Here is a 19150-nt window from a genome sequence, read left to right on the forward strand (position 1 = left end):
ACTCCCGGGTCTTTTTATTTAAAAAAGTTTTCCTTCCTAACGTTTGCTGTAACGGCTTATTATTTCTTCAGGATTGGCATAAAAGTATCAAGAAACGAAGCCTTATTTATTCTGCGAATCAAACTGTAAGATAACAGAGAAAGGAAGTTGAGAAAAGGTCAGATGCTTGTAGGCTAATCAGTAGTTTTAACCAAAGTTAATTTTTCTATGCTACTCTCGAGATCGTTGAGATTCTACTAAAAATATAGTTGATATAATAGCGAAATATTTCGTCCTGGTTCGGGCATCAGATTTTTGATACGGGATAGGTGGTCGCGATAGGTGGTATCAAAGATGTTTTCGGCGTTGATAGAAAAAGTGTGTAAGAGATTACCAGACTGAAAGCGATATTGGCCGAACAGATCGACGACCGTATAACCATCAGTTGAGGTTTCAAAGTCACCAGTTCTGGTTTGTTTGGCTGCTATACGTGCTTTGCCGCCAAACTGAAATCCATCGTCGGCATAAGTAAGCCCGACAGTCGACTTAAGTGGTGGAATCATTGGCAGGGGTTGAATGTCATTAGCTTCGGGATCGATCTCCTGTTCGTTTTGAGTCAGCTCGCGTTCGCCATGAGTATAGCTTAACATACCGTTGAGGGCGATGTTTGAAAAAAGCTGAATCTCCGTTGCCACCTCGACACCATAAATGCGAGCATTGGCTCCTTTAAACTGATAGTCGTTGAGGGAGGGAAAACGAGAATTTTGCCGACCCGTATTTCGGGGATAAATGTAGTTAGAGAAGCCGTTGTGGTAGCCAGTTACTTCGGCCGAAATATCATCTCCACGATAGCGTACAAAAAGTTCCTTGCCTAAGCCCCGCTCCGGGTCGAGGTCCGGATTGCCTATTTCATAGGAGTAGGAGGCCAAGTGAGGGCCTTCGGAGTAGAGCTCTTCTTGCGAAGGCGGACGGAACGAATGCATGAGTGTACTTCCCAGGTAGTATCCCTGGCCAAAGTTGTAAATTGCTGATACGGAACTGGCCAGGGCATGGAAAGTGCGGCTGCGGATATGTCCAATTTCAGAATCAGGATTTTCTTCGGCAGGCACGGCACGGGAGTAATCATACCGCAGCCCACCTTCAAGATGCAGGCTGCCCCAATCGGTCTCTTCAACAATAAAAGCAGAGAAGCTATGGGCATCAGAGTCGGGGGTGTTAGCCCCATTGACAGCATAATCTTTGGTTTCAGCCCAGAGTCCCATGGTTCCTTTAGAAAAGATACCGAGGTCGGAATGATGGGCTTTCACCGAGGCATTGGTCGTCAGTAATCCGAATTCAGTACCGATAATGCCACCCGATTCGATTTCTTTATGGAAGTAATGTTTGTAGGAGATGTCAGCCGTGATAGAACGAAAACTGCTCTTCGGCAGGTATACTTCGGTAGCTCCTTCCACTTGATATTTTTCCATCTCAATATCTACACCCTCCGCATGACCACCCTCCGGATCTGGTGGAATACCATAATTGTTGAGGTACAGACTGGAGGCTGCCCCGAGATATCCCCAGGGACGAATATAGCTAAGGCCAAGAGCATTGTTGGTTGATTGGAGATCCGAATTTTCGAGCGTGCCGGCGGGAGTATTGAGATCACTGGCCGTACGATAATTGAGATCGGCTTGTACTGCAAAACTACCGATGGGCATACCGGCCTCTACAGCAGCATTTCCCCCTGTATTGACGGTCTCGCCCTGTAGCGTTGCTGTGCCATGAATATGGTCGGGCATGCTGTTGGCAATTTGATTGCGAACCACATTCACTACGCCTCCAATGGCATTGGAACCATAAATAAGAGCCGCCGGACCTCGGGCAATTTCAATTTCTTCGGCCGCCATGGGATCAATGGTTACCGCATGATCAGCTGATTGTGAGGAAACGTCGCCCGTGCGTTCGCCATCTTGCAGAATGAGCACACGTTCTCCGCCTAACCCCCGGATGACGGGCCGTGCAGGGGCAGAGCCCATGGAGCGAGAGCTGAAGCCGGGTAGATCATCCATCGTTTCGGATAGCGTAGTGCCGAGGTTTTGGCGCAGATCGGTTCCTGAAATCGATTTGGAGGCATGTTCAAGATTGGCATTACCGCCATTATCTTGACTACCGACAACTTCTATTGCCCCTGAGCTGAATACCGTAGGTTGTAAGCTTATATCGACTACTGTGGTCTCATTTGCAGTAATTTCGATGGACTGGGAGACGGTTCGATATCCAATGCGTGTAACACGCAGGGTGTAGGTACCGGCCGGGATGTCACGAAATTCGTAAGTACCGTCGCTATGGGCGGTGATTGTTCGATTGGCTTCCTCCAGATACAAGTAGGCAAAACTAATGGGTTCGGATGTCTCACGATCTGTAATGGTACCGACTAACGTTCCGGCCTGGGTATCAGGGTCTGCTGCAGAAGTTTTCTTTATAGGCAAAAACATCACCAAAAAGAGTAGGAATAGGAGAAATGGTTTGGCTGAAAACATATTAGTAATGGAAAAGTTTGATGAAATGCAGGCGTTTTGCTATACAATTTTTTGACAGCAAAACAATATGATACGACCGGTCAATCCCGGCCGTATCACTTAGATTAGCTGGACATTAGTGCTCGTGCTCTCCATCACTATCGGCATCGATATGAAATTCGATGGCGTCATCCTGAGTTGTTGCAGGAGTTTCCAAGTGAGAGTGGGCATCTTCACCGCTGCCATGGTTAAGCAGAAATTGAATTTTAGACCCGCCTTCTGCCATTCCTTCGAGGTGGAATTCCCATTGGCCGTTGTCATCGTGCTGGTGGATGGCCAGTATATCCGTATTTTCAATTTCCCATCCAAGGGAGTAGCCTTCCCCCAAATCTTCGGCGTGGACGTGCTCTCCTTCTTCATTGAGGAAATGTACTTCAAACAGGTATTCTTCACCTACATGATAGTGCAGATGACTGTGTTCGGTTACTTCCCCAGTTATATCTGAATATTCATAAATAACTTCGCCGTCGTGAACGAGTTCTATTATCTCAGGATCGGTGTGTTCGTCGTCACTGCTGGCGGGATTGTCACTACAGGCGGTAACAAGAAGGGTGCTGAAAAGTGTTAATACTAAAAGAGTACGGGTATTGGTTGGTAAAGACTTAAAAATATTCATGATTTTAATATAGATTTATTTGGGTAGGGGTATATCGATATACTCATCGTATAGCCCTATAATAATGTGATAAGATGCGTCGGGAATCTATACCAAAACCGGAGGAGAGCGGCCAGGATTTGTAGTAGTGGTGTGGTCATATACCTGAATATTTTGTTCAATAATGATTGTCCTGGCATCAAACAAAATATCACCTGAGGGAGAACCACTAAGAACTTCTTTCTCGTATAAATGAGCTACGATTGGACAGAAAGTAGTATCAGCGGACAGACAATGACCCGTATCTGCGAAATCCGGCGGATGACTTAGCTCAAGGTGATGGTGCGAGTGAAGCGTAGTAATCGTGAGGCCGATGCCAGTAAGCATCAGCAAAAACAGACTGATTTTTAATCGGATACTACGTTTCATACGTCTCAATGATATTTTAACCAAAGACAAACCTAAAGTTAGACTTTTACTGTATTTGTAACAAATAAATCGTCGTAAAAATATTTAATTTTGTAAAGATTCATAAAAGAGGTAAGATTTTTGTGGATGTCAGAGTCTATGCAATTACAAACAAATAAATTTACATATGGCTGAAGTTATTGAATCGTTGAGAGTTTGGTTTTGGGGATTAGGGGAACAATATGGCGTTAATCCCATTATTTTTGGCAGTATCTATGTAGGGGCTATTCCTTTTTTTACGGCTTCTCTTGCATGGCTTTATCGGAATTATCGACTAAATAAATCCATTATACTGCCAGCCTTTAGTGCAATAGGATTTTTTATATCTGCCTATATCTATCTCCTTTTTGCAGGGGAAAATATTCCCTGGTGGGTCTATGGATTAGTCATTTTGATGGTGATATTAGGGGCTTATTCAACTTGTCAAAAGGTACGACGGAAGATTAAAAAAATAGACAAAAAGATTTCTACAGATGGCAAAATATGATTTTGATGCTATAGTTATCGGTGGCGGAGCTGCAGGTCTAACGGCCTCAGGCATTGCGGCCAATTTTGGTGCCAAGACGATGATGATCGAAAAAGACCGTCTCGGGGGTGACTGTACCTGGACCGGTTGCGTGCCGAGTAAGGTACTGCTTAAAGCAGGTAAAGTAGCTCATCAGATAAAGCATGCCAGCCAATTTGGACTGATTGATCAACAGCCGGAAATCAATTTTGAAAAGGTTATTGAGCATATCCACCAAACACGGCAGGATATCTACGAAGATGCTGATCGACCGGAAATTTTTGAAGACATGGGGATTGAAGTCGTTAAGGGAGTAGCCCATTTTTTGGATGATCATCAAGTAGCGATACAGCTTGAAGACGGTACCACACGCCGGGTAAGTGCCCGCTATTTCATTATCTGTGCCGGGGCCAGTGCTTTTACTCCACCAATTGAGGGACTTAATAATGTTAGCTACTTAACGAATGATTCACTTTTTGAAATTTCAGACTTGCCACAGGAGTTAACGGTTATAGGAGCAGGGCCTATCGGTACAGAGATGGCTCAGGCACTGGAACGATTGGGCTCAACTGTTACGGTAATTGACGTAGCTGATCGTATTATGACTAATGATGATCCTGAGCTTACCGGTAAGTTAAAAGAGTCACTTGAGAAAGAGGGCATCAAGTATGTGCTTGGGGCTGAGGTAAAAAGGGTGTCCCAGAGGGGGGATGCAATTATTACTGCGGTTGAGTGCCAAGGTGAGGAAAAGCAAATAACCGGGGATCAGCTTTTGATGGCAACCGGCAGGCGAGCTAATGTAGACGGTCTTGGGCTGGATGCTGCTGGTGTTGAATATACGGACCAAGGTATTGAGGTAAATGATCGGTGCCGGACGAACAAATCCCATATCTATGCCTGTGGTGATATCACCGGGCAATACCAGTTTACGCATATGTCGGAGCACATGGCTAAGGTGGCCACTACGCATGCTCTATTGAAATTCCCTATGAAAATAGATAGAAAAAATGTGCCGTGGGTGACCTTTACGGATCCGGAATTGGGACATGTGGGAGCAACTGAACAAGAACTTAAGTCCAATGGCAACAGTTATGAAACCTATCGATTCCCTTATTCTAAAATTGATCGTGCTTTGACAGAAGCGGAAGGGGAGGGGCTGATCAAAATTCACGCTAAAAAGTGGAACGGGAAAATATATGGAGCCAGCGTGTTGGGAGCGCATGCGGGAGAATTGATTTCTGAATATGCTGTAGCCATGAAAAATGGTGTTACGCTTCGGAACCTGGCCGATACTATTCATCCTTACCCTACCTACAGTCTTGGAGCACGCAGAGCTGCTGACCAATGGTACATTAAGAATCAGTCGGAGTGGCAAATAAAGTTCTTCCAAAAGATATTCGGTTTGCGTGGTGATATTCCCGATTTAAGCGATCCTGATAGAATTGTATAGTTTTGTCAGTACTTGGGGTTATACAATAAAAAAGCCCCGGTTTTTAAACCGGGGCAATTTATGAACCACCTACAATGCTGGGTATAACAAAAGCACTTATTTAGACATTGGGAGCAGTAGCTTCCGTTGCGTGTGCCATTTCATCGACCGTTTTCTTATCTGACTTTTTCTGCCAGATATAAAAGATAGTAAATAACACAATCAGGATGCATGGAAAGATCGCTACCTTGGCCAGCGTGGCCTGTCCAGCAGCTAGTTCAAGTTCAGATCCACTCAGTCCTGTTGCTGCATAAGTAGCGCGGGAAGAATCAATCCAGCTTCCGATAATGGGTTGGAAAATAGAAGTAGAAAACATACCGATTCCCCCTAAAAGTGAAAGTCCCAATGCACCGGTTTTTGGAGCCCGTTTTGCACCTGCACCGAGCATAACCGGCCAGAAGTAGCAAACACCCATAGCAAAAAAGACAGCTGCTACATAAGCCATTGCACCCGTAAAGATGCTAAACATATAGATGCCAATGGCGGTCAGTATAGCACCGGATAAAAGTACACCGGGTTGCCCTAAAGCTTTAACAACCGGTCCTGCAAAGAAGCGTCCTACGGCCATTAAACCCGTTACCAGAGCCAGTATTAACATCGGACTTGCTCCACTTTGTGCCATTACAATATTGACCCACTGCTGTGGTCCAAATTCTGATATAGCGGTTAAGGCAAAACATAAGAAAAGGAAGATGAAAACGGGACTTCCCAGAGCTTTGACATTTTCTTTGAGCGATTTCATTTCTTCCAGCTTGGGCTCGGGAAATTTTTGTCCAAAGAAGAGTATGGGGTAAATAATCGTTGGAATCATGATGATCCACATCTGGGCTTGCCATCCCATAGAAAAGTCGCCCATAAATTTTGAAATAAGGCTACCCAAAACAATACCCCCGGGAAACCACATATGGAAACGGTTCAGCATCTTGTCGACCATATTACCTTCATAAGCGTCGGCAATCATGGGGTTACAGGCTGCCTCTGTACAGCCGTTACCAAGGCCAATCAGCAGGGTGGATATTAACAGCAGGGTGTACCCGCCGGCATAAATCGTTAAGATGATACCCAGCGTGTGCATAACAAAGGCAAACTGCATAATTCTTTTGGGGCCAATAGAGTTATAGAAAATACCCCCGAGAACCATAGATATGGGAAAGCCAAGAAACCACATCGAGTTGATAAATCCGAGCTGTTCGTTAGTAAGTCCAAATTGCTCTCCCAGCTGCGGTAGAATTCCCGCACGGATAGCAAAGGTAAAAGCCGTGGTAATTAATGCAAAGCAACTTCCTAAAAAGAGGGTTCGCTTGTTAATTTGTTTACTCATTATGTTTTGATTTTGGTCGATAGTTAATGTAAAAATCGTTCATACTCATCCAAGCAGTAGGGGGGGATTGGTCGCCCAATCGTTAAATTCCTAAGCGTATACAATGCAGGAGCTTCTAATGCTGGATCAACAGGACAAAGTCAGTATGGAAAGACTAAAATAGAAAAGTCATAAAACAATTCAATAATTTTTAAAAAAAATTTAACCTCCTTGAGAATTTTTCGCCTCCAATATTATATCAGGGGCTTCATTTTACCATGATCAATTTTATTTTTATTCTCTTATCAAATAAAACCCATATTTAAATTGCATAGAGGCATGAGAAAAATTACCATTCCCCCCATTTTTATAGGTCTTTTCATATTTTTTGGGGTAGAATGTACAAGTGCCCAGTGGAGTTGGGACTGGCATATAGCGGGTGGTATGGTCATCGATGGAAGCGGGGAGGAGTCTTTTCGTGCAGATTTGTTGATTAGGGATGATTCTATAGCATATATTGGACAGGTAAATGCTGATACCATCGATGCCCGAGATTATGTCGATGCCTCAGGGAAGGTTATCTCACCTGGGTTTATTGACGTACATGCCCATGGAGATCCGCTGGAAGATCCACAGTTTCGGAATTTTTTGGGGATGGGAGTGACAACAATTGTGTTGGGCCAGGATGGCAGGTCTCCAAGTGTGGGATCGTTGGACAGCTGGTTCGCAAAAGTGGAGCAGCAGCAACTTGGTGTGAATATTGCTATGCTATCGGGGCATGGTAGTATACGAAGTCAGGTGGATGTAGGAAGACAAACCCCGACGGAAGGTGAACTTCGGAAAATGGAGCGATTGTTAGAATCGGACCTTAAAGAAGGGGCTTTGGGCATGAGCACGGGGCTCGAATATGTGCCGGGCATTTATTCTAAAAAGGAAGAACTGCTACGACTATCTGAAGTAGTAGGAAGGCATAACGGCTTGGTTATGAGCCACATGCGAAGCGAAGATAATGCCGATGTCGAGAATTCCCTCGAGGAGCTGGCGGAACAGGGCCGGGTCGCCAATGTGCATGCCTCGCATTTGAAAGTGGTATATGGCAAGGGAACTAAGAGGGCGGAAGAAATACTTGATTATTTAGAGCAGTTTCGGAATGAAGGAATAACAATTTCTGCCGACGTCTATCCTTATGCGGCCAGCTTTACCGGCATTGGCATTGTGTTTCCGGATTGGGCCAAAACGGAGACGGGGTGGCAAAATGCAATGCAAGAGCGCCCCAAGGTTCTTCGAGCTTATTTGAAGAAGAAGGTGAATCAACGGAATGGCCCGGGAGCAATCTTGTTTGGGTCAGGCCAATATGCCGGTCAAACCTTGAAAGAAGCAGCTACGGGAGAACAGAAAGATCCGGTGGATTTGTTGCTTGAAATGGGACCACAATCGGCATCGGCGGCTCATTTTGTGATGGATCAGGAGCTGCAGGATCGCATTGTGACCGGCCAAAAGGTTATGATCAGTTCCGATGGGAGCCCTACAATGCGCCATCCGCGGGGCTATGGGAGCTTTGCCAAGATTATCCGATACTATGTATTTGAAAAAGAATTGTTGAGCCTGGAAGAAGCTATTTACAAAATGAGTGGCCTGCCTGCTAAAACCATCGGGCTGAAGAAAAGAGGAATTCTTAAAGAAGGCAGCAAAGCCGATATGCTTATATTTGATCCGTCCAATATTCAGGATAGAGCTACATTCGAGCATCCCCATCGGCTGGCAAAAGGGTTTGATTGGATTATGATTAACGGAAAATTAACCAAGAAGGATGGCGAGTTTAATAGCAACCGCTTTGGGAAAGTATTGAAAAAAGAATAAGGATCGGTTACCGTCAACTAAAATGCATGAAAAGCCCTACGATAAGGCAAATAATCCCAGTGATCAGGCCTGCTTTGGTAGATATTACTCCCTGATGGCGGTCTTTCTTGTAATTATAGGCCGAAGATATGAGGGCACCGATGCCAATACCGATTAAAATGGCAGATATCATAATTTTAATACGAGGTTAACGTTTAAAGTAACAGCGGATAATTTTTATTTAGCTCAAAATATTATTACTTACTTATAAATGCTAATCCATCATAGCCACTATGTTCCGGTCAATTTTCTTCACTCTGCTCGTATCGTCAATACCTGTTTCACTTCTCTGGGCACAAGATAAGAAGCAAGATATGATAGCTCCCAAAATATCCAAACCGATTTCAGACTACGGATTGATTTATCAAGAGCCTGTACAGAAAGCCTCCCCAGATTCGATGCCGATTCTGAATCCCCAAAAATACGATGCTAAAATTCGGTTATGGTCGCCTCCCTTTGAGTGGTTTAACAGTATGCCGGTGATTGGAGGCCCCGAGGAGAAGGAAGACTCACTGAATTACTGGTGGATTCCAGATTCAACCCAGAAAAAGAGAGATCAACACAAATAGTCCGCTTAAAGTAAATAGGAAGGATGGGGGAATCCAGCTGGATTCTTTGCCATAAAATTTGGCAATGAGTCCGGATACAAAGGTTCCGAGGGCAAGTCCGAGTAAAAAAAACATCATAGTTAATTAGAAAGTACGTTTTTTGATGGTAAATGCCTTAGCAGGATTTTCAATGAGCACCTGATTAATTTCATCTGGGCTAAAGCCTCCTGTTTTTAGCATGGGAACAAAGGCATTGAACAGGGGATCAAGCGGTCGTTTAGCCGTTCCTTCCGGAGGATAAGTACTGCCATCATGAGAGAGTAATATATGATCCAAGAGCTTTTCTTCCTTGAAAGTTTTTACCATTTCAAAATGATGGAGCAGGCTGCTTTCTGATTCTCGTTTCCCGTTTAGGAAGTTAGGCGAGCGTAGTCCATCGAGAGAAATCCAGGCGCCACGTTTGGCAGCTTCAACAAGATCCTGAACCTGCTCAGTATTTTGCGCATGAACCCAAACCCAGGCCTCAGGACGGACGCCTTCTTCTTCTAAAATAGCAAGCTGTTCATTGGCAGCGGTGGTGTTTCCCGAGGTATGGATCTGCAGCAATAAACCGGTCTCGAGATGGGTATAAGCGGCCGCGCGAATCAGCTTGGCATCAATTTCGGAAAGAGATCCACCGTCAACGCCACTTTTCAAGAATCCCGGCCGAATATCGGTCCCCTGAATACCATCTTCAAACTCTGATATCCATCGTCGGGCAAGCTGTTCGGCTGATTCTCGGTACGCATAATCAGGCACATAGTCGTCATTGGCTGCTCCATAAATGCCAGTATTCGTCAGGATCTGGATATCTGATTGCTCTGCAATTTGATTGAGCAAGCGGACATTCCGTCCCAGGTAAGCAGCGCTGCAGTCTACAATGGTATCACAATCCAGCGATTTGATATATTTTAGATAAGGAACAACTTCATTGAGGGCATGTGAATCGTCATATTCGGCCGGTTCCTGCGCAGTGGTACCAAATATGGAAAGGATATGTTCATGCACCAGCGTCGATCCCATTGCAGAGGGCGAAATTGTTCCTCCTGTGGTAATAATCATCCCTTGATCCTGTTCAATGGCCCGGCCCATGCTGGAATAAAAGCCAGTTGCCATGAGAAAGGTAGAGGCCGAAACTTTTTGAATGAACTCCTTCCTTTGCATAACTGTAGCATTAGGTTGATTTGTGCTAAATTAACCTATAATAAAAATAGTAAAGGAGGAAATGAATTAAACTTCCAATTTATTCATCTGGCCGTAAAGCAAGGGGGATCTTTTTGAGCTGTCAAAGGGCTTAGTTCCCAGATGGAAGGGCAGCACTATTTGGGAGTATAAATCCCCCAAAACCCTATTAGGGAAGGTGGATTTTTATTAATTGTTTTTAACAGCAATTAAAATCCCGGTTGAACAGTCCAGTTTTGAGATGGTCAGATTATTTTGTTTTTCTAAGTAGGTGATCAAGTTAGCGACATTTTTGGAGTGTCCATCCGGCCAGTTAGGTTGAGGTAACATATCATCAATAATATAGAACCCACCTGTATGTAATAAACCCAAGGTGATATCGATCTGGCTGTATTTACCTGGCCACGCATCTGCAAAAATGATATCAAAAGACTCACCAGTATAATTTTCCAGCCACATGGCGGCATCCTCACATAAGATGGATATTCTTTCATCGTCTCCAAGGTGCTTTTGAGCAATTTTAACAAGCTCAGGATTTTTGTCGATGGAAGTTAATTGAGAATCATCATCCATACCGTTAAGAATCCAGGAGGCAGATAACCCTGTACCGGTACCAAGTTCTAAGATATTGGAAGCGGGTTTGGATGCGGTAAGTGTTTGCAGCAAACTCCCGATAAATAGATCAGATGGCATGGAGAATCCGACTTCTTCGGATTCCGCTTTTATTGCAGAATATGTGTCGGGTACGGTTGGGGAAGATGCACTTTTCATATTTAAATAGCTATATCAATCCTCAACATTTTGCTTGTCTTCTAACACAAGAGTGGGTTCCACCGATCTCAACTTCGTAGATGAAAAGGAGTCAATTATATTCGCCTCAGAATAAACTGTATCAACAACTGTAAGCGCTAAGCCAAAGATATGTGGATTGATGGTTTCAGCAGAATCACGCAAGAAATCCTCGATTTTTTGATATTCTGCATCAAATAATTCGTCATTTTCCAGAACTTTGGATAAGGAGGGGGAGTCAGTAATTTGAACTACAGCGCAATCAAAACTATCAGGCCAAGCTTCATTCGTTGTCTGATTTTTTCTTCTTTCAAAGGTTACGCTCACATGCTCGGTATCATAAAGCTCCGAAAAATGGTTTTCAAAATCATTCATCTTCACTTGTTCTACTTTTGCATCAGAGCAACCAAAAATGATTAGACAGAAAGGTATTATGATCAAAATATTTAGCGTTGTCCCTTGGAACCCCAACATAAGAATTATTTCTTTTTGAAAGTTATTATTTGAACTCCCTTACGAATAGATAAAGCTTATGTTTCGTAATTAACGGAATTTGATGAGTAAAGCAATATTTAGGTTTGCCCATATTATTCAAAGGAAAAGTTCATACTAAGAGTGTGAAAGACCCAAGTTTGGTTTTATCATGAGTGGGAATACACCTGAGTCGAGTGGTAAATATCACTTGGAGATGGCAGGTGCTATAAAGTCTGCATTTAATCAGTATAATAACTGAGTTTTTTGAGGCTGAAACAGCAGTTCAATCTCCCTTAATCCCTCTTCTCCAAAGCCTGTCCCGATAACTTTCGGAGAGGGACTTTAAGTCTATTGCTTGGATAGTAATTTTGGTATGATTCTGAATCAAAGTGTTCCTCCTTGGCGAAGGAGGACAGGAGGATTGGCAGGTATCATTTTTTAACTACTACCCAGCCGGTCGGAGCAGTACCGATTGAATTCGTGGGTCAGGCTCCCGCTTAGATGGTGTTGAAGCTTCGGGAGTAGAATTCCTCACAGCCTTAAAAGATTCTTAAATATAAAAAGGGTGATATCTCTGAAGATATCACCCATGAAAATCAAGAATAAGAATATAGCTCAGAAGTTAAGCCGTTTCTAACAGCTCTTTAAGCGTAATGCCAATTTCAGCAGGACTGTCAACAACAGCTACACCGGCATCGCGCAGTGCTTGTTTCTTGGCGTCAGCACCGCCTTCACCGCCCGAGATAATCGCTCCGGCATGGCCCATCCGTCGTCCGGGAGGGGCTGTGCTACCGGCAATAAAGGCGACAACGGGCTTATCAATATTTTCTTCGATATAAGCGGCAGCTTCTTCTTCGGCTGTCCCGCCAATTTCACCGATCAGGACAATAGCTTCAGTATCGTCATCCTGTTCAAAAAGCTTAACTGCATCAGTGTGCGTCGTTCCAATGACCGGATCGCCGCCAATACCAATGGCCGTACTTTGGCCAAGGCCTGCTTTCGTCAGTTGGTCTACTGCTTCATAGGTAAGCGTACCAGAACGGGAAATAAGTCCGACATTGCCGGGTGTAAAAATACTACCGGGCATAATACCAATTTTAGCCTCGCCAGGGGTAATCACGCCGGGACAGTTAGGTCCGATGAGCGTAGCGCCGTGACTTTCTACAATTTCTTTGGCGGGAATCATATCCTTAACCGGAATGCCTTCGGTAATACAAATGATGACTTCAATACCTGCAAAGGCAGCTTCCGAGATTGCATCTCCTGCAAAAGCCGGAGGTACAAAAATGACGGATGTGTTTGCATCTTCTTTTTCGACGGCATCTGCTACAGTATTGTAAACCGGAAGATCTAAGTGGGTTTGTCCACCTTTTCCAGGGGTAACACCGGCTACTACATTAGTGCCATATTCAATCATCTGTTTCGCATGGAAACTTCCTTCGCTTCCCGTTATTCCTTGTACTACTAATCGAGTGTCGTTACCAACAAGTACGCTCATGAACTTTGTCTATTAAATTAAACGGTTTCGTTGAGTCGGACGGAATATACCCACAACATCATGAATTGGCAAAGGGCGATCACAGATTAAACTGATTTATTTAGTTAAGCAGAATTTCTGCTTAAGAAAAGGGCAATAAAAATGGTATCTGAAGCCACATAATCTAATCAACCGCTCTAAAGCCGACTGCTTGAAAGCAGTTATGCTAATTTATACAAAGCGGTCCAAGTTACCAGTCAATGCGCCCCGTACCGGTGTTATTGCCATTATTTTGCTCAGTTCTCTCACGGGGCATAACAAATCCGGGTGGGGGATCAAAAGGATCGTATGCCCAGGGCGCTTCCGGATCGGCACTGGCTAAGTTCATGAAGCGACCAACCATTGGCAGAGCGGTACGAGCTCCCTGACCAGTGCTACTCGTAACAGGGAAGCGAACCCTTCGGTCGGCCCCACCAACCCAGGCTCCCATGACAATGTGGGGCGTCATGCCCATAAACCAGGTATCGGCTGCATTTTGTGTAGTGCCCGTTTTTCCGGCCATATCTTGTTTAATGTTGTACCGGCTTTGCAGACGCACACCTGTTCCATAGTAGCCTTCCCCACCCCGGATGATGCCTCGTAACATGTCTATCATAATGTAGGCGGTCTCCGGACTAATAACCTCTTGTCGGTGCTCCGAATTATATTCCTTGATTACGTTGCCGGCCTTATCTTCAATTCGGGTAATAGCCAGCGGTTCTATATGAACGCCCTGGTTGGCAAAAGTGGTGTAAGCACTGGTAAGCTCGAGAAGAGAAACATCAGCGGTACCCAAGGCAAGGGAGGGATAGGGCTCTACGCCATCCAAGTTGATACCCATATTTTCGGCCATTTGTTTAATTTTTCGGCCGGCCGGCATCAAATCTTCAACACTTTTAGTATTGGGAGCTCCTGCAATTTCGGGGAGCAGGCCAACCGTCACATTATTTAAACTGCGGGCAAGGCCTTCTCGGAGAGTTACCATATTGCCACTGGATGCTCCATAGTTGCTTACGTTCCAAGTATTTCCATTTTTTTGGCGGAAGGTTTGGGGCGTATCGGACAGCTTATAATAAGGCTTATAGCCGTTATCAATAGCTACTGTATAGGCAAAAGGCTTAAAGGTAGAGCCGGCCTGTCGCTTCGCCTGGTAGACATGATCAAACTGTACATTTCCGTAGTTTGATCCACCGATCCAGCATAGTATATGTCCATTAGTAGGATCGATGCCTACAAATCCTGCTTCCAGTCTGGTGCGAGCTCGTTTCACGGAATCTACAAAGGCCTCGTCTTGCATCAGTTTTTCCATTACGACCGATCGTTGGTCGGTATCATATTTGGAAAATCCATTCTTATACCGATCGGTTTCTTCAATGAAACTTGGTAAAAATTGTGGATAACGATTCCAAAGCCGATCCATATAATCACCGCTCGAAGAAGTCCATTCATCCACAAATACCTTTTGGAGCGAATCGAGCTTTGTTTCAACCGCCTGTTGGGCATATTTCTGCAAACGCGAGTCGATGGTCGTATAAATGGTGAGTCCATCGGTGTTTAAGTTATAGTTATTTTCTTCGGCCCAGCCTTCTATCTGCTGGCGTACATACTGACCGAAGTATTTGCTTTCGCGCCTGGTTTTTGATGGTGGATGATAATTCAGTGCTAATGAGTCTTGCTGCAGTTTAGTATAGGCCTTATCGCCAATGAACCCTCGCTTGTTAAGCTGCATCAGGATGGTATTACGTCGTCCCATTGCCAGCTCAGGGTTGAGGCGAGGATTATATCGGTAAACAGCCTGTAAAGAGCCAATAAGGGTGGCCGCTTCTTGCACGGTTAGTTCGCGGGCCTCTTTGCCATAATGGGTGCGGGCCGCAGACTGAATGCCAAAAGCACTGTTGGGAAATTCTACCGTATTGAGATACATCTCAATAATCTCGCGCTTGGTGTAGTTATTTTCAATTTCTACGGCCGTAATTATTTCACGAAATTTACGGATGAGCGAGAAATCCCTGCCTATTCTTTTATATAGATTTCGAGCCAACTGTTGAGAAATAGTAGAAGCTCCACGAACATCGCCGGTGGTGACCATCTGGAAGACTGCTGCGAAAATACCCTGAATATCAACACCCCAGTGGTTATAGAAGCGGTGGTCTTCGGTAGCAATTAACGCGTTTATAACGTGGGGAGAAATCTCTTCGTAAGAAACATAGGTCCTGTTTTCGGTGTAGAATCGATCAAGCACTACACCGTCGCGGCTTTTAACCTGCGAGGCAATCGCTGTTTTTGGATTTTCGAGATCTTCGATGGAGGGTAGCCCTGATAACAGATAAATCAAGAATCCAGTACAGGCAATAATGAATACTCCACCTATAATGCCTGCCCATTTAAAAGGGGATTGATTCTTCATATTCCAGCCGGAGAAGAACCCCCCGCCCGAAATATGTTCCTTATTATCATCATCGCTTTCATTTTGGGCTTTCTTACGGCGATATTCCGGATCGTTAAAGTATCGATCCATTTCATTATCAAAATCTGAGTTACTCATCTATTGTTTTTGCTGAGTCAATTGGTTGTAGAGACTGTGTTTCCGGCTCCCAGAAAACGAGCGAAACAGACGCATTATTGTAAAATGCCATGGTACGATGCTCGTAGAAGGTACCTAAATTTATATAGCTTCCGAAGGAAAAATGTTCCTGCCGGGGAATGTGATCATGCCCGAAAATGATGTAATCACATTTAGATTCTCGTAATTGTTGTTCAGCCCATTCATTAAGTAGGGCTGGATCTTCTTGCTGATCATCAAGCCAACGGTTGAAGCGTGAAAAGTATTTCATGATTGAAAGGCCGGTAGCAGGCGAGAATAACGATTGATAGCCGTTGACAAAAGATGGATGGCGGATGATACGGTGCAAAAGAGGCCGCGATAACTTCAAGTCTGGATCGCTGAGCCCATCCCCATGTAAAAGAAATGCTTTTTTATCACCAAGGCTAGCCGTTTTAAATTCCGGTTCTACTATAAAACCCCGGTCAGCGAGGTGGCCACGCGTCCAGTTATCATGGTTGCCGGTAATATAAAGGGTAGGTCCCAGATGTTGATTGTATTCTTCAAAGCGGTCTAACAATTTTTTGCCGAGTTGAGGCACCTGCTCTGGAAACTCCATCCAGTAATCGAAAAGGTCGCCTAACACAGCCAGCTGAATTTTTTCCCGCTGACAAAAACTGATGAGTTGAACCAGCTCTGATTCAATTCGTGTATTTTCATCTTTAGAGAATCCTCCCAAATGGGCATCGGAAACAAACAGCAGGGGGGGAGATAGGTTTAGCTGATCCATCCTTAAAGGAGAAGACTACTTTTTACGTCGTATAATAAACTCGATAAGATCTTCAAACGATTGCCGGGCCTTAGACTCGGGCAACGTAGAAAGCTTCGAAAGCGCCTTGGAAGCATAATCGTCCATAATCTCGCGAGCGTAATCCATGCCTCCTTTTTCATGCACAAAGGAGACAATTTTATCAACATCAGCCTGTTTCTTTTTGCGTTTTCGCATCAAATGACGAATCCGGATTTTCTCCATCATGGAGGCATTTTCCAGCGCTTTAATGAAAGGAAGGGTCACCTTACGTTCTCTAATGTCGTTCCGCTTGGGCTTGCCAATGTCTCCTTTGCCATAGTCAAAAAGGTCATCCCGAATCTGGAAAGCAATACCGGTCCACATGCCGATATCGTGCATCTTTTGATGCTGTGCGGGATCATCCGTCGTTGAAATGGCACCACATTCGCAACAGGCCGCAATGAGGCTGGCAGTCTTCTCTGAAATGACTTTGAAATAATAGTCTTCATCCATATTAAAGAGGCGGGCTGCCTTAAACTGACGGAGCTCGCCTTCACTCATGCTTTTGACCGCCCGGGAGAGCACTTTTAATAGCTTAAATTCATCATAATCCAATGCAATAAGCAAGCCTTTGGAGAGCAAAAAGTCACCCAAAAGTACGCTGGCTTTGTTCTTCCAAACTTTGTTGATACTCAAGAAGCCTCGTCGAATTTCGGCATCATCCACCACATCATCATGGATAAGAGTGGCAGTATGCAGTAATTCAATCATGGTGGCCGCTACATAGCTGCGCTGGCTGACGTCTCCAAACAGCCGGGCCGACATAAATACAAGAGTGGGGCGGATTTCTTTACCCTTTTGGCGCAACAGATATCGCACAATTTGATCCAGTACAAATACATCGGTACGCAGTGCTTCTTTAAAAAAAACACGAAATTCACTCAGATCATCAATTACCGGACGAGTAATCTGACTAAGCGATTTTTTCTCCTTTCGCTTAAAGGAGGTAACTTTTTGTAGCTGAGTATCAATCATGAACCGATATTCTATAGCTTAATGTTGGGGCTATAAATAAAAGTTGAAATTTAATAATTATTCAGGTTTTAAACTTCCGTCATTTCCAATACATTTTGGCTACCAAATATAGAATATCAATAGGCCATTACTAAATTTTTAATTTTTATGATAGAAATTGATATAAGCAGAGCTCGGTCTTTTGTTAAAGAACGTGCGTACAATGATAGTTATGAGAAAGCGAAGCAGGCTTTTGAGCAGGTAAAACAGCGAAATGGAGCTGGTTCAGAATGGCTTGGCTGGCGCACACTGCTGTCAGATCCCAATGATGCTATTTTAGAGCAGTTAGATAGTTTAGCCACGGCCATTCGCGAGGATGCCGATGTCTTTATTGTGTGCGGTATTGGGGGGTCTTACCTGGGTGCGCGAGCCGTTATTGATGCATTGTCACCGTTTTTTGGTACTGATGGACCAGAAATACTGTATGCCGGCAACCAGATGAGTGGCCAATATTTGGATGAGCTGATTGGCTATTTGGAGGAACCCAATGCAGAGGGAGAGTCCAAAAGCGTATATTTAAATGTAATCTCAAAGTCGGGTACTACCTTAGAAACAGCACTTTCGTTCCGTATTTTACGGAATTGGATGGAAGACCGCTTCGACGATATCAGTGAGCGGATTGTCTGTACGACCAGTGAAGAGGGAGGAGCACTAAATGAGCTGATTAAAAAACACGGCTTCCCAAAATTTATTATTCCTGATGATGTGGGCGGGCGATTTTCGGTATTGACGCCGGTAGGTTTGCTTCCGATTGCCGTCGCCGGTATCGACATCCGCAGTCTGTTTTATGAAGCCGTTTCAAAATTTGAAGCACTGGAAGAAGATCCAGAGCCGGTACTCGAATATGCGGCTGTAAAGCATGCACTCTACGAACAGGGCAAAGCCATTGATTTGTTTACTACCTTTGAGCCGCAGCTTAATGCTCTAAGCGGCTGGTTACAGCAGTTACTGGGAGAAAGTGAAGGTAAAGAAAACCAGGGCATGTTTCCTGCAAAAGCTACTTATTCCACAGACCTGCACAGCCTCGGACAGTTTGTGCAAGAAGGTCCGCGTAATATGATGGAAACCTTTATCCAGGTTGACTCAATGAATGAACAGGTAGAAGTACAAGCGGAAGATGAAGATCATGATGGTTTGAACTATCTTGAGGGCCGTTCCTTTCACGATATTAACAGCCGGGCACTGGAGGGAACCCTACAGGCCCATCACGAAGGGGGCGTTCCTTGTGTAGTCCTTACCCTGGATAAACTCAATGCACAACATATCGGGGAGTTTATCTATTTATATGAATTGCTAACAGCCGTGTATTGCTATTGCCTGGACGTCAATCCTTTTAATCAACCGGGCGTCGAATTTTATAAAAAAGAAATGTATCAACTGCTTGGTAAGCAATAATA

General features: G+C 44.4%; 17 protein-coding genes. 6 read left to right on the forward strand and 11 right to left on the reverse strand.

Annotated elements, in window-relative coordinates:
• Positions 1 to 236: 236 nt before the first annotated feature.
• From J6I44_RS07575 to J6I44_RS07585, 3 genes are all read right to left on the reverse strand, one after another.
• Positions 237 to 2459 carry a TonB-dependent receptor gene (locus tag J6I44_RS07575; RefSeq protein ID WP_434084228.1) on the reverse strand — a complete coding sequence of 741 codons (2223 nt, stop codon included), beginning with the start codon at positions 2457 to 2459 and terminating at the stop codon, positions 237 to 239.
• Between the two features lie 160 nt (positions 2460 to 2619).
• The gene (locus J6I44_RS07580) at positions 2620 to 3159 is read right to left on the reverse strand and encodes a hypothetical protein (protein WP_265765443.1); all 540 of its coding nucleotides are present in this window, start codon (positions 3157 to 3159) and stop codon (positions 2620 to 2622) included.
• Positions 3160 to 3246: 87 nt separating this feature from the next.
• The gene (locus J6I44_RS07585; protein WP_265765444.1) at positions 3247 to 3567 is read right to left on the reverse strand and encodes a hypothetical protein; all 321 of its coding nucleotides are present in this window, start codon (positions 3565 to 3567) and stop codon (positions 3247 to 3249) included.
• 166 nt (positions 3568 to 3733) lie between these two features.
• On the opposite strand from J6I44_RS07585, the gene J6I44_RS07590 reads away from it, so the two are divergent.
• Together J6I44_RS07590 and J6I44_RS07595 are read left to right on the forward strand one after the other, a co-directional pair.
• A complete protein-coding gene (locus J6I44_RS07590) occupies positions 3734 to 4093 on the forward strand; it encodes a hypothetical protein (RefSeq protein ID WP_265765445.1) in 360 nt (119 codons plus the stop codon).
• Positions 4080 to 5561 carry a dihydrolipoyl dehydrogenase family protein gene (locus tag J6I44_RS07595; protein WP_265765446.1) on the forward strand — a complete coding sequence of 494 codons (1482 nt, stop codon included), beginning with the start codon at positions 4080 to 4082 and terminating at the stop codon, positions 5559 to 5561. Before J6I44_RS07590 ends, J6I44_RS07595 begins: the two co-directional genes overlap by 14 nt.
• A 100-nt stretch (positions 5562 to 5661) precedes the next feature.
• On the opposite strand, the gene J6I44_RS07600 is transcribed toward J6I44_RS07595, so the two are convergent.
• Positions 5662 to 6921, reverse strand: a complete 1260-nt coding sequence (locus J6I44_RS07600) for an MFS transporter (RefSeq protein ID WP_265765447.1) — start codon at positions 6919 to 6921, stop codon at positions 5662 to 5664.
• Positions 6922 to 7239: 318 nt separating this feature from the next.
• Here J6I44_RS07600 and J6I44_RS07605 point away from each other — a divergent pair, with 318 nt between their 5' ends.
• The 3 genes from J6I44_RS07605 (at position 7240) to J6I44_RS07615 (ending at position 9368) form a co-directional block, all read left to right on the forward strand.
• Complete coding sequence (locus J6I44_RS07605) at positions 7240 to 8760, forward strand: N-acyl-D-amino-acid deacylase family protein (RefSeq protein WP_265765448.1); 1521 nt, start codon at positions 7240 to 7242, stop codon at positions 8758 to 8760.
• 22 nt (positions 8761 to 8782) lie between these two features.
• Positions 8783 to 8917 carry a hypothetical protein gene (locus tag J6I44_RS07610; protein WP_265765449.1) on the forward strand — a complete coding sequence of 45 codons (135 nt, stop codon included), beginning with the start codon at positions 8783 to 8785 and terminating at the stop codon, positions 8915 to 8917.
• A 196-nt stretch (positions 8918 to 9113) separates the two neighbouring features.
• Positions 9114 to 9368, forward strand: a complete 255-nt coding sequence (locus J6I44_RS07615; protein WP_265765450.1) for a hypothetical protein — start codon at positions 9114 to 9116, stop codon at positions 9366 to 9368.
• Positions 9369 to 9491: 123 nt separating this feature from the next.
• On the opposite strand, the gene J6I44_RS07620 is transcribed toward J6I44_RS07615, so the two are convergent.
• The 7 genes from J6I44_RS07620 to J6I44_RS07650 all read right to left on the reverse strand — a co-directional run bounded on the left by J6I44_RS07620 (position 9492) and on the right by J6I44_RS07650 (position 17714).
• Positions 9492 to 10550 carry a phosphotriesterase family protein gene (locus J6I44_RS07620; protein ID WP_265765451.1) on the reverse strand — a complete coding sequence of 353 codons (1059 nt, stop codon included), beginning with the start codon at positions 10548 to 10550 and terminating at the stop codon, positions 9492 to 9494.
• Positions 10551 to 10757: 207 nt separating this feature from the next.
• Positions 10758 to 11339, reverse strand: coding sequence for an O-methyltransferase (locus J6I44_RS07625; RefSeq protein ID WP_265765452.1), 582 nt, complete (start codon positions 11337 to 11339; stop codon positions 10758 to 10760).
• A 15-nt stretch (positions 11340 to 11354) separates the two neighbouring features.
• On the reverse strand, positions 11355 to 11732 hold the full coding sequence (locus J6I44_RS07630; RefSeq protein WP_265765454.1) for a hypothetical protein: 378 nt from the start codon (positions 11730 to 11732) through the stop codon (positions 11355 to 11357).
• A gap of 721 nt (positions 11733 to 12453) precedes the next feature.
• Complete coding sequence (gene sucD, locus J6I44_RS07635; protein WP_265765456.1) at positions 12454 to 13329, reverse strand: succinate--CoA ligase subunit alpha; 876 nt, start codon at positions 13327 to 13329, stop codon at positions 12454 to 12456.
• A gap of 229 nt (positions 13330 to 13558) precedes the next feature.
• Positions 13559 to 15892, reverse strand: a complete 2334-nt coding sequence (locus tag J6I44_RS07640) for a penicillin-binding protein 1A (protein ID WP_265765457.1) — start codon at positions 15890 to 15892, stop codon at positions 13559 to 13561.
• On the reverse strand, positions 15885 to 16679 hold the full coding sequence (locus J6I44_RS07645) for a UDP-2,3-diacylglucosamine diphosphatase (RefSeq protein ID WP_265765458.1): 795 nt from the start codon (positions 16677 to 16679) through the stop codon (positions 15885 to 15887). Before J6I44_RS07645 ends, J6I44_RS07640 begins: the two co-directional genes overlap by 8 nt.
• A gap of 15 nt (positions 16680 to 16694) precedes the next feature.
• The gene (locus J6I44_RS07650; RefSeq protein WP_265765459.1) at positions 16695 to 17714 is read right to left on the reverse strand and encodes a polyprenyl synthetase family protein; all 1020 of its coding nucleotides are present in this window, start codon (positions 17712 to 17714) and stop codon (positions 16695 to 16697) included.
• Between the two features lie 147 nt (positions 17715 to 17861).
• Here J6I44_RS07650 and J6I44_RS07655 point away from each other — a divergent pair, with 147 nt between their 5' ends.
• Positions 17862 to 19148, forward strand: coding sequence for a glucose-6-phosphate isomerase (locus J6I44_RS07655; RefSeq protein WP_265765460.1), 1287 nt, complete (start codon positions 17862 to 17864; stop codon positions 19146 to 19148).
• The last annotated feature ends 2 nt before the right edge of the window (positions 19149 to 19150 follow it).

Source organism: Fodinibius salsisoli (assembly GCF_026229185.1).
Classification (GTDB): domain Bacteria; phylum Bacteroidota; class Rhodothermia; order Balneolales; family Balneolaceae; genus Fodinibius; species Fodinibius salsisoli.

What these genes read in the sequence shown, in the direction of transcription:
- J6I44_RS07650 (WP_265765459.1), bottom strand. Translation starts at nt 17,714, where the DNA reads ATGATTGATACTCAGCTACAAAAAGTTACCTCCTTTAAGCGAAAGGAG.
- J6I44_RS07595 (WP_265765446.1), top strand. Translation starts at nt 4,080, where the DNA reads ATGGCAAAATATGATTTTGATGCTATAGTTATCGGTGGCGGAGCTGCA.
- J6I44_RS07605 (WP_265765448.1), top strand. Translation starts at nt 7,240, where the DNA reads ATGAGAAAAATTACCATTCCCCCCATTTTTATAGGTCTTTTCATATTT.
- J6I44_RS07615 (WP_265765450.1), top strand. Translation starts at nt 9,114, where the DNA reads ATGATAGCTCCCAAAATATCCAAACCGATTTCAGACTACGGATTGATT.
- J6I44_RS07590 (WP_265765445.1), top strand. Translation starts at nt 3,734, where the DNA reads ATGGCTGAAGTTATTGAATCGTTGAGAGTTTGGTTTTGGGGATTAGGG.
- J6I44_RS07580 (WP_265765443.1), bottom strand. Translation starts at nt 3,159, where the DNA reads ATGAATATTTTTAAGTCTTTACCAACCAATACCCGTACTCTTTTAGTA.
- J6I44_RS07600 (WP_265765447.1), bottom strand. Translation starts at nt 6,921, where the DNA reads ATGAGTAAACAAATTAACAAGCGAACCCTCTTTTTAGGAAGTTGCTTT.
- J6I44_RS07585 (WP_265765444.1), bottom strand. Translation starts at nt 3,567, where the DNA reads ATGAAACGTAGTATCCGATTAAAAATCAGTCTGTTTTTGCTGATGCTT.
- J6I44_RS07645 (WP_265765458.1), bottom strand. Translation starts at nt 16,679, where the DNA reads ATGGATCAGCTAAACCTATCTCCCCCCCTGCTGTTTGTTTCCGATGCC.
- J6I44_RS07620 (WP_265765451.1), bottom strand. Translation starts at nt 10,550, where the DNA reads ATGCAAAGGAAGGAGTTCATTCAAAAAGTTTCGGCCTCTACCTTTCTC.
- J6I44_RS07655 (WP_265765460.1), top strand. Translation starts at nt 17,862, where the DNA reads ATGATAGAAATTGATATAAGCAGAGCTCGGTCTTTTGTTAAAGAACGT.
- J6I44_RS07640 (WP_265765457.1), bottom strand. Translation starts at nt 15,892, where the DNA reads ATGAGTAACTCAGATTTTGATAATGAAATGGATCGATACTTTAACGAT.
- J6I44_RS07625 (WP_265765452.1), bottom strand. Translation starts at nt 11,339, where the DNA reads ATGAAAAGTGCATCTTCCCCAACCGTACCCGACACATATTCTGCAATA.
- J6I44_RS07575 (WP_434084228.1), bottom strand. Translation starts at nt 2,459, where the DNA reads ATGTTTTTGCCTATAAAGAAAACTTCTGCAGCAGACCCTGATACCCAG.
- J6I44_RS07610 (WP_265765449.1), top strand. Translation starts at nt 8,783, where the DNA reads ATGCATGAAAAGCCCTACGATAAGGCAAATAATCCCAGTGATCAGGCC.
- sucD (WP_265765456.1), bottom strand. Translation starts at nt 13,329, where the DNA reads ATGAGCGTACTTGTTGGTAACGACACTCGATTAGTAGTACAAGGAATA.
- J6I44_RS07630 (WP_265765454.1), bottom strand. Translation starts at nt 11,732, where the DNA reads ATGAATGATTTTGAAAACCATTTTTCGGAGCTTTATGATACCGAGCAT.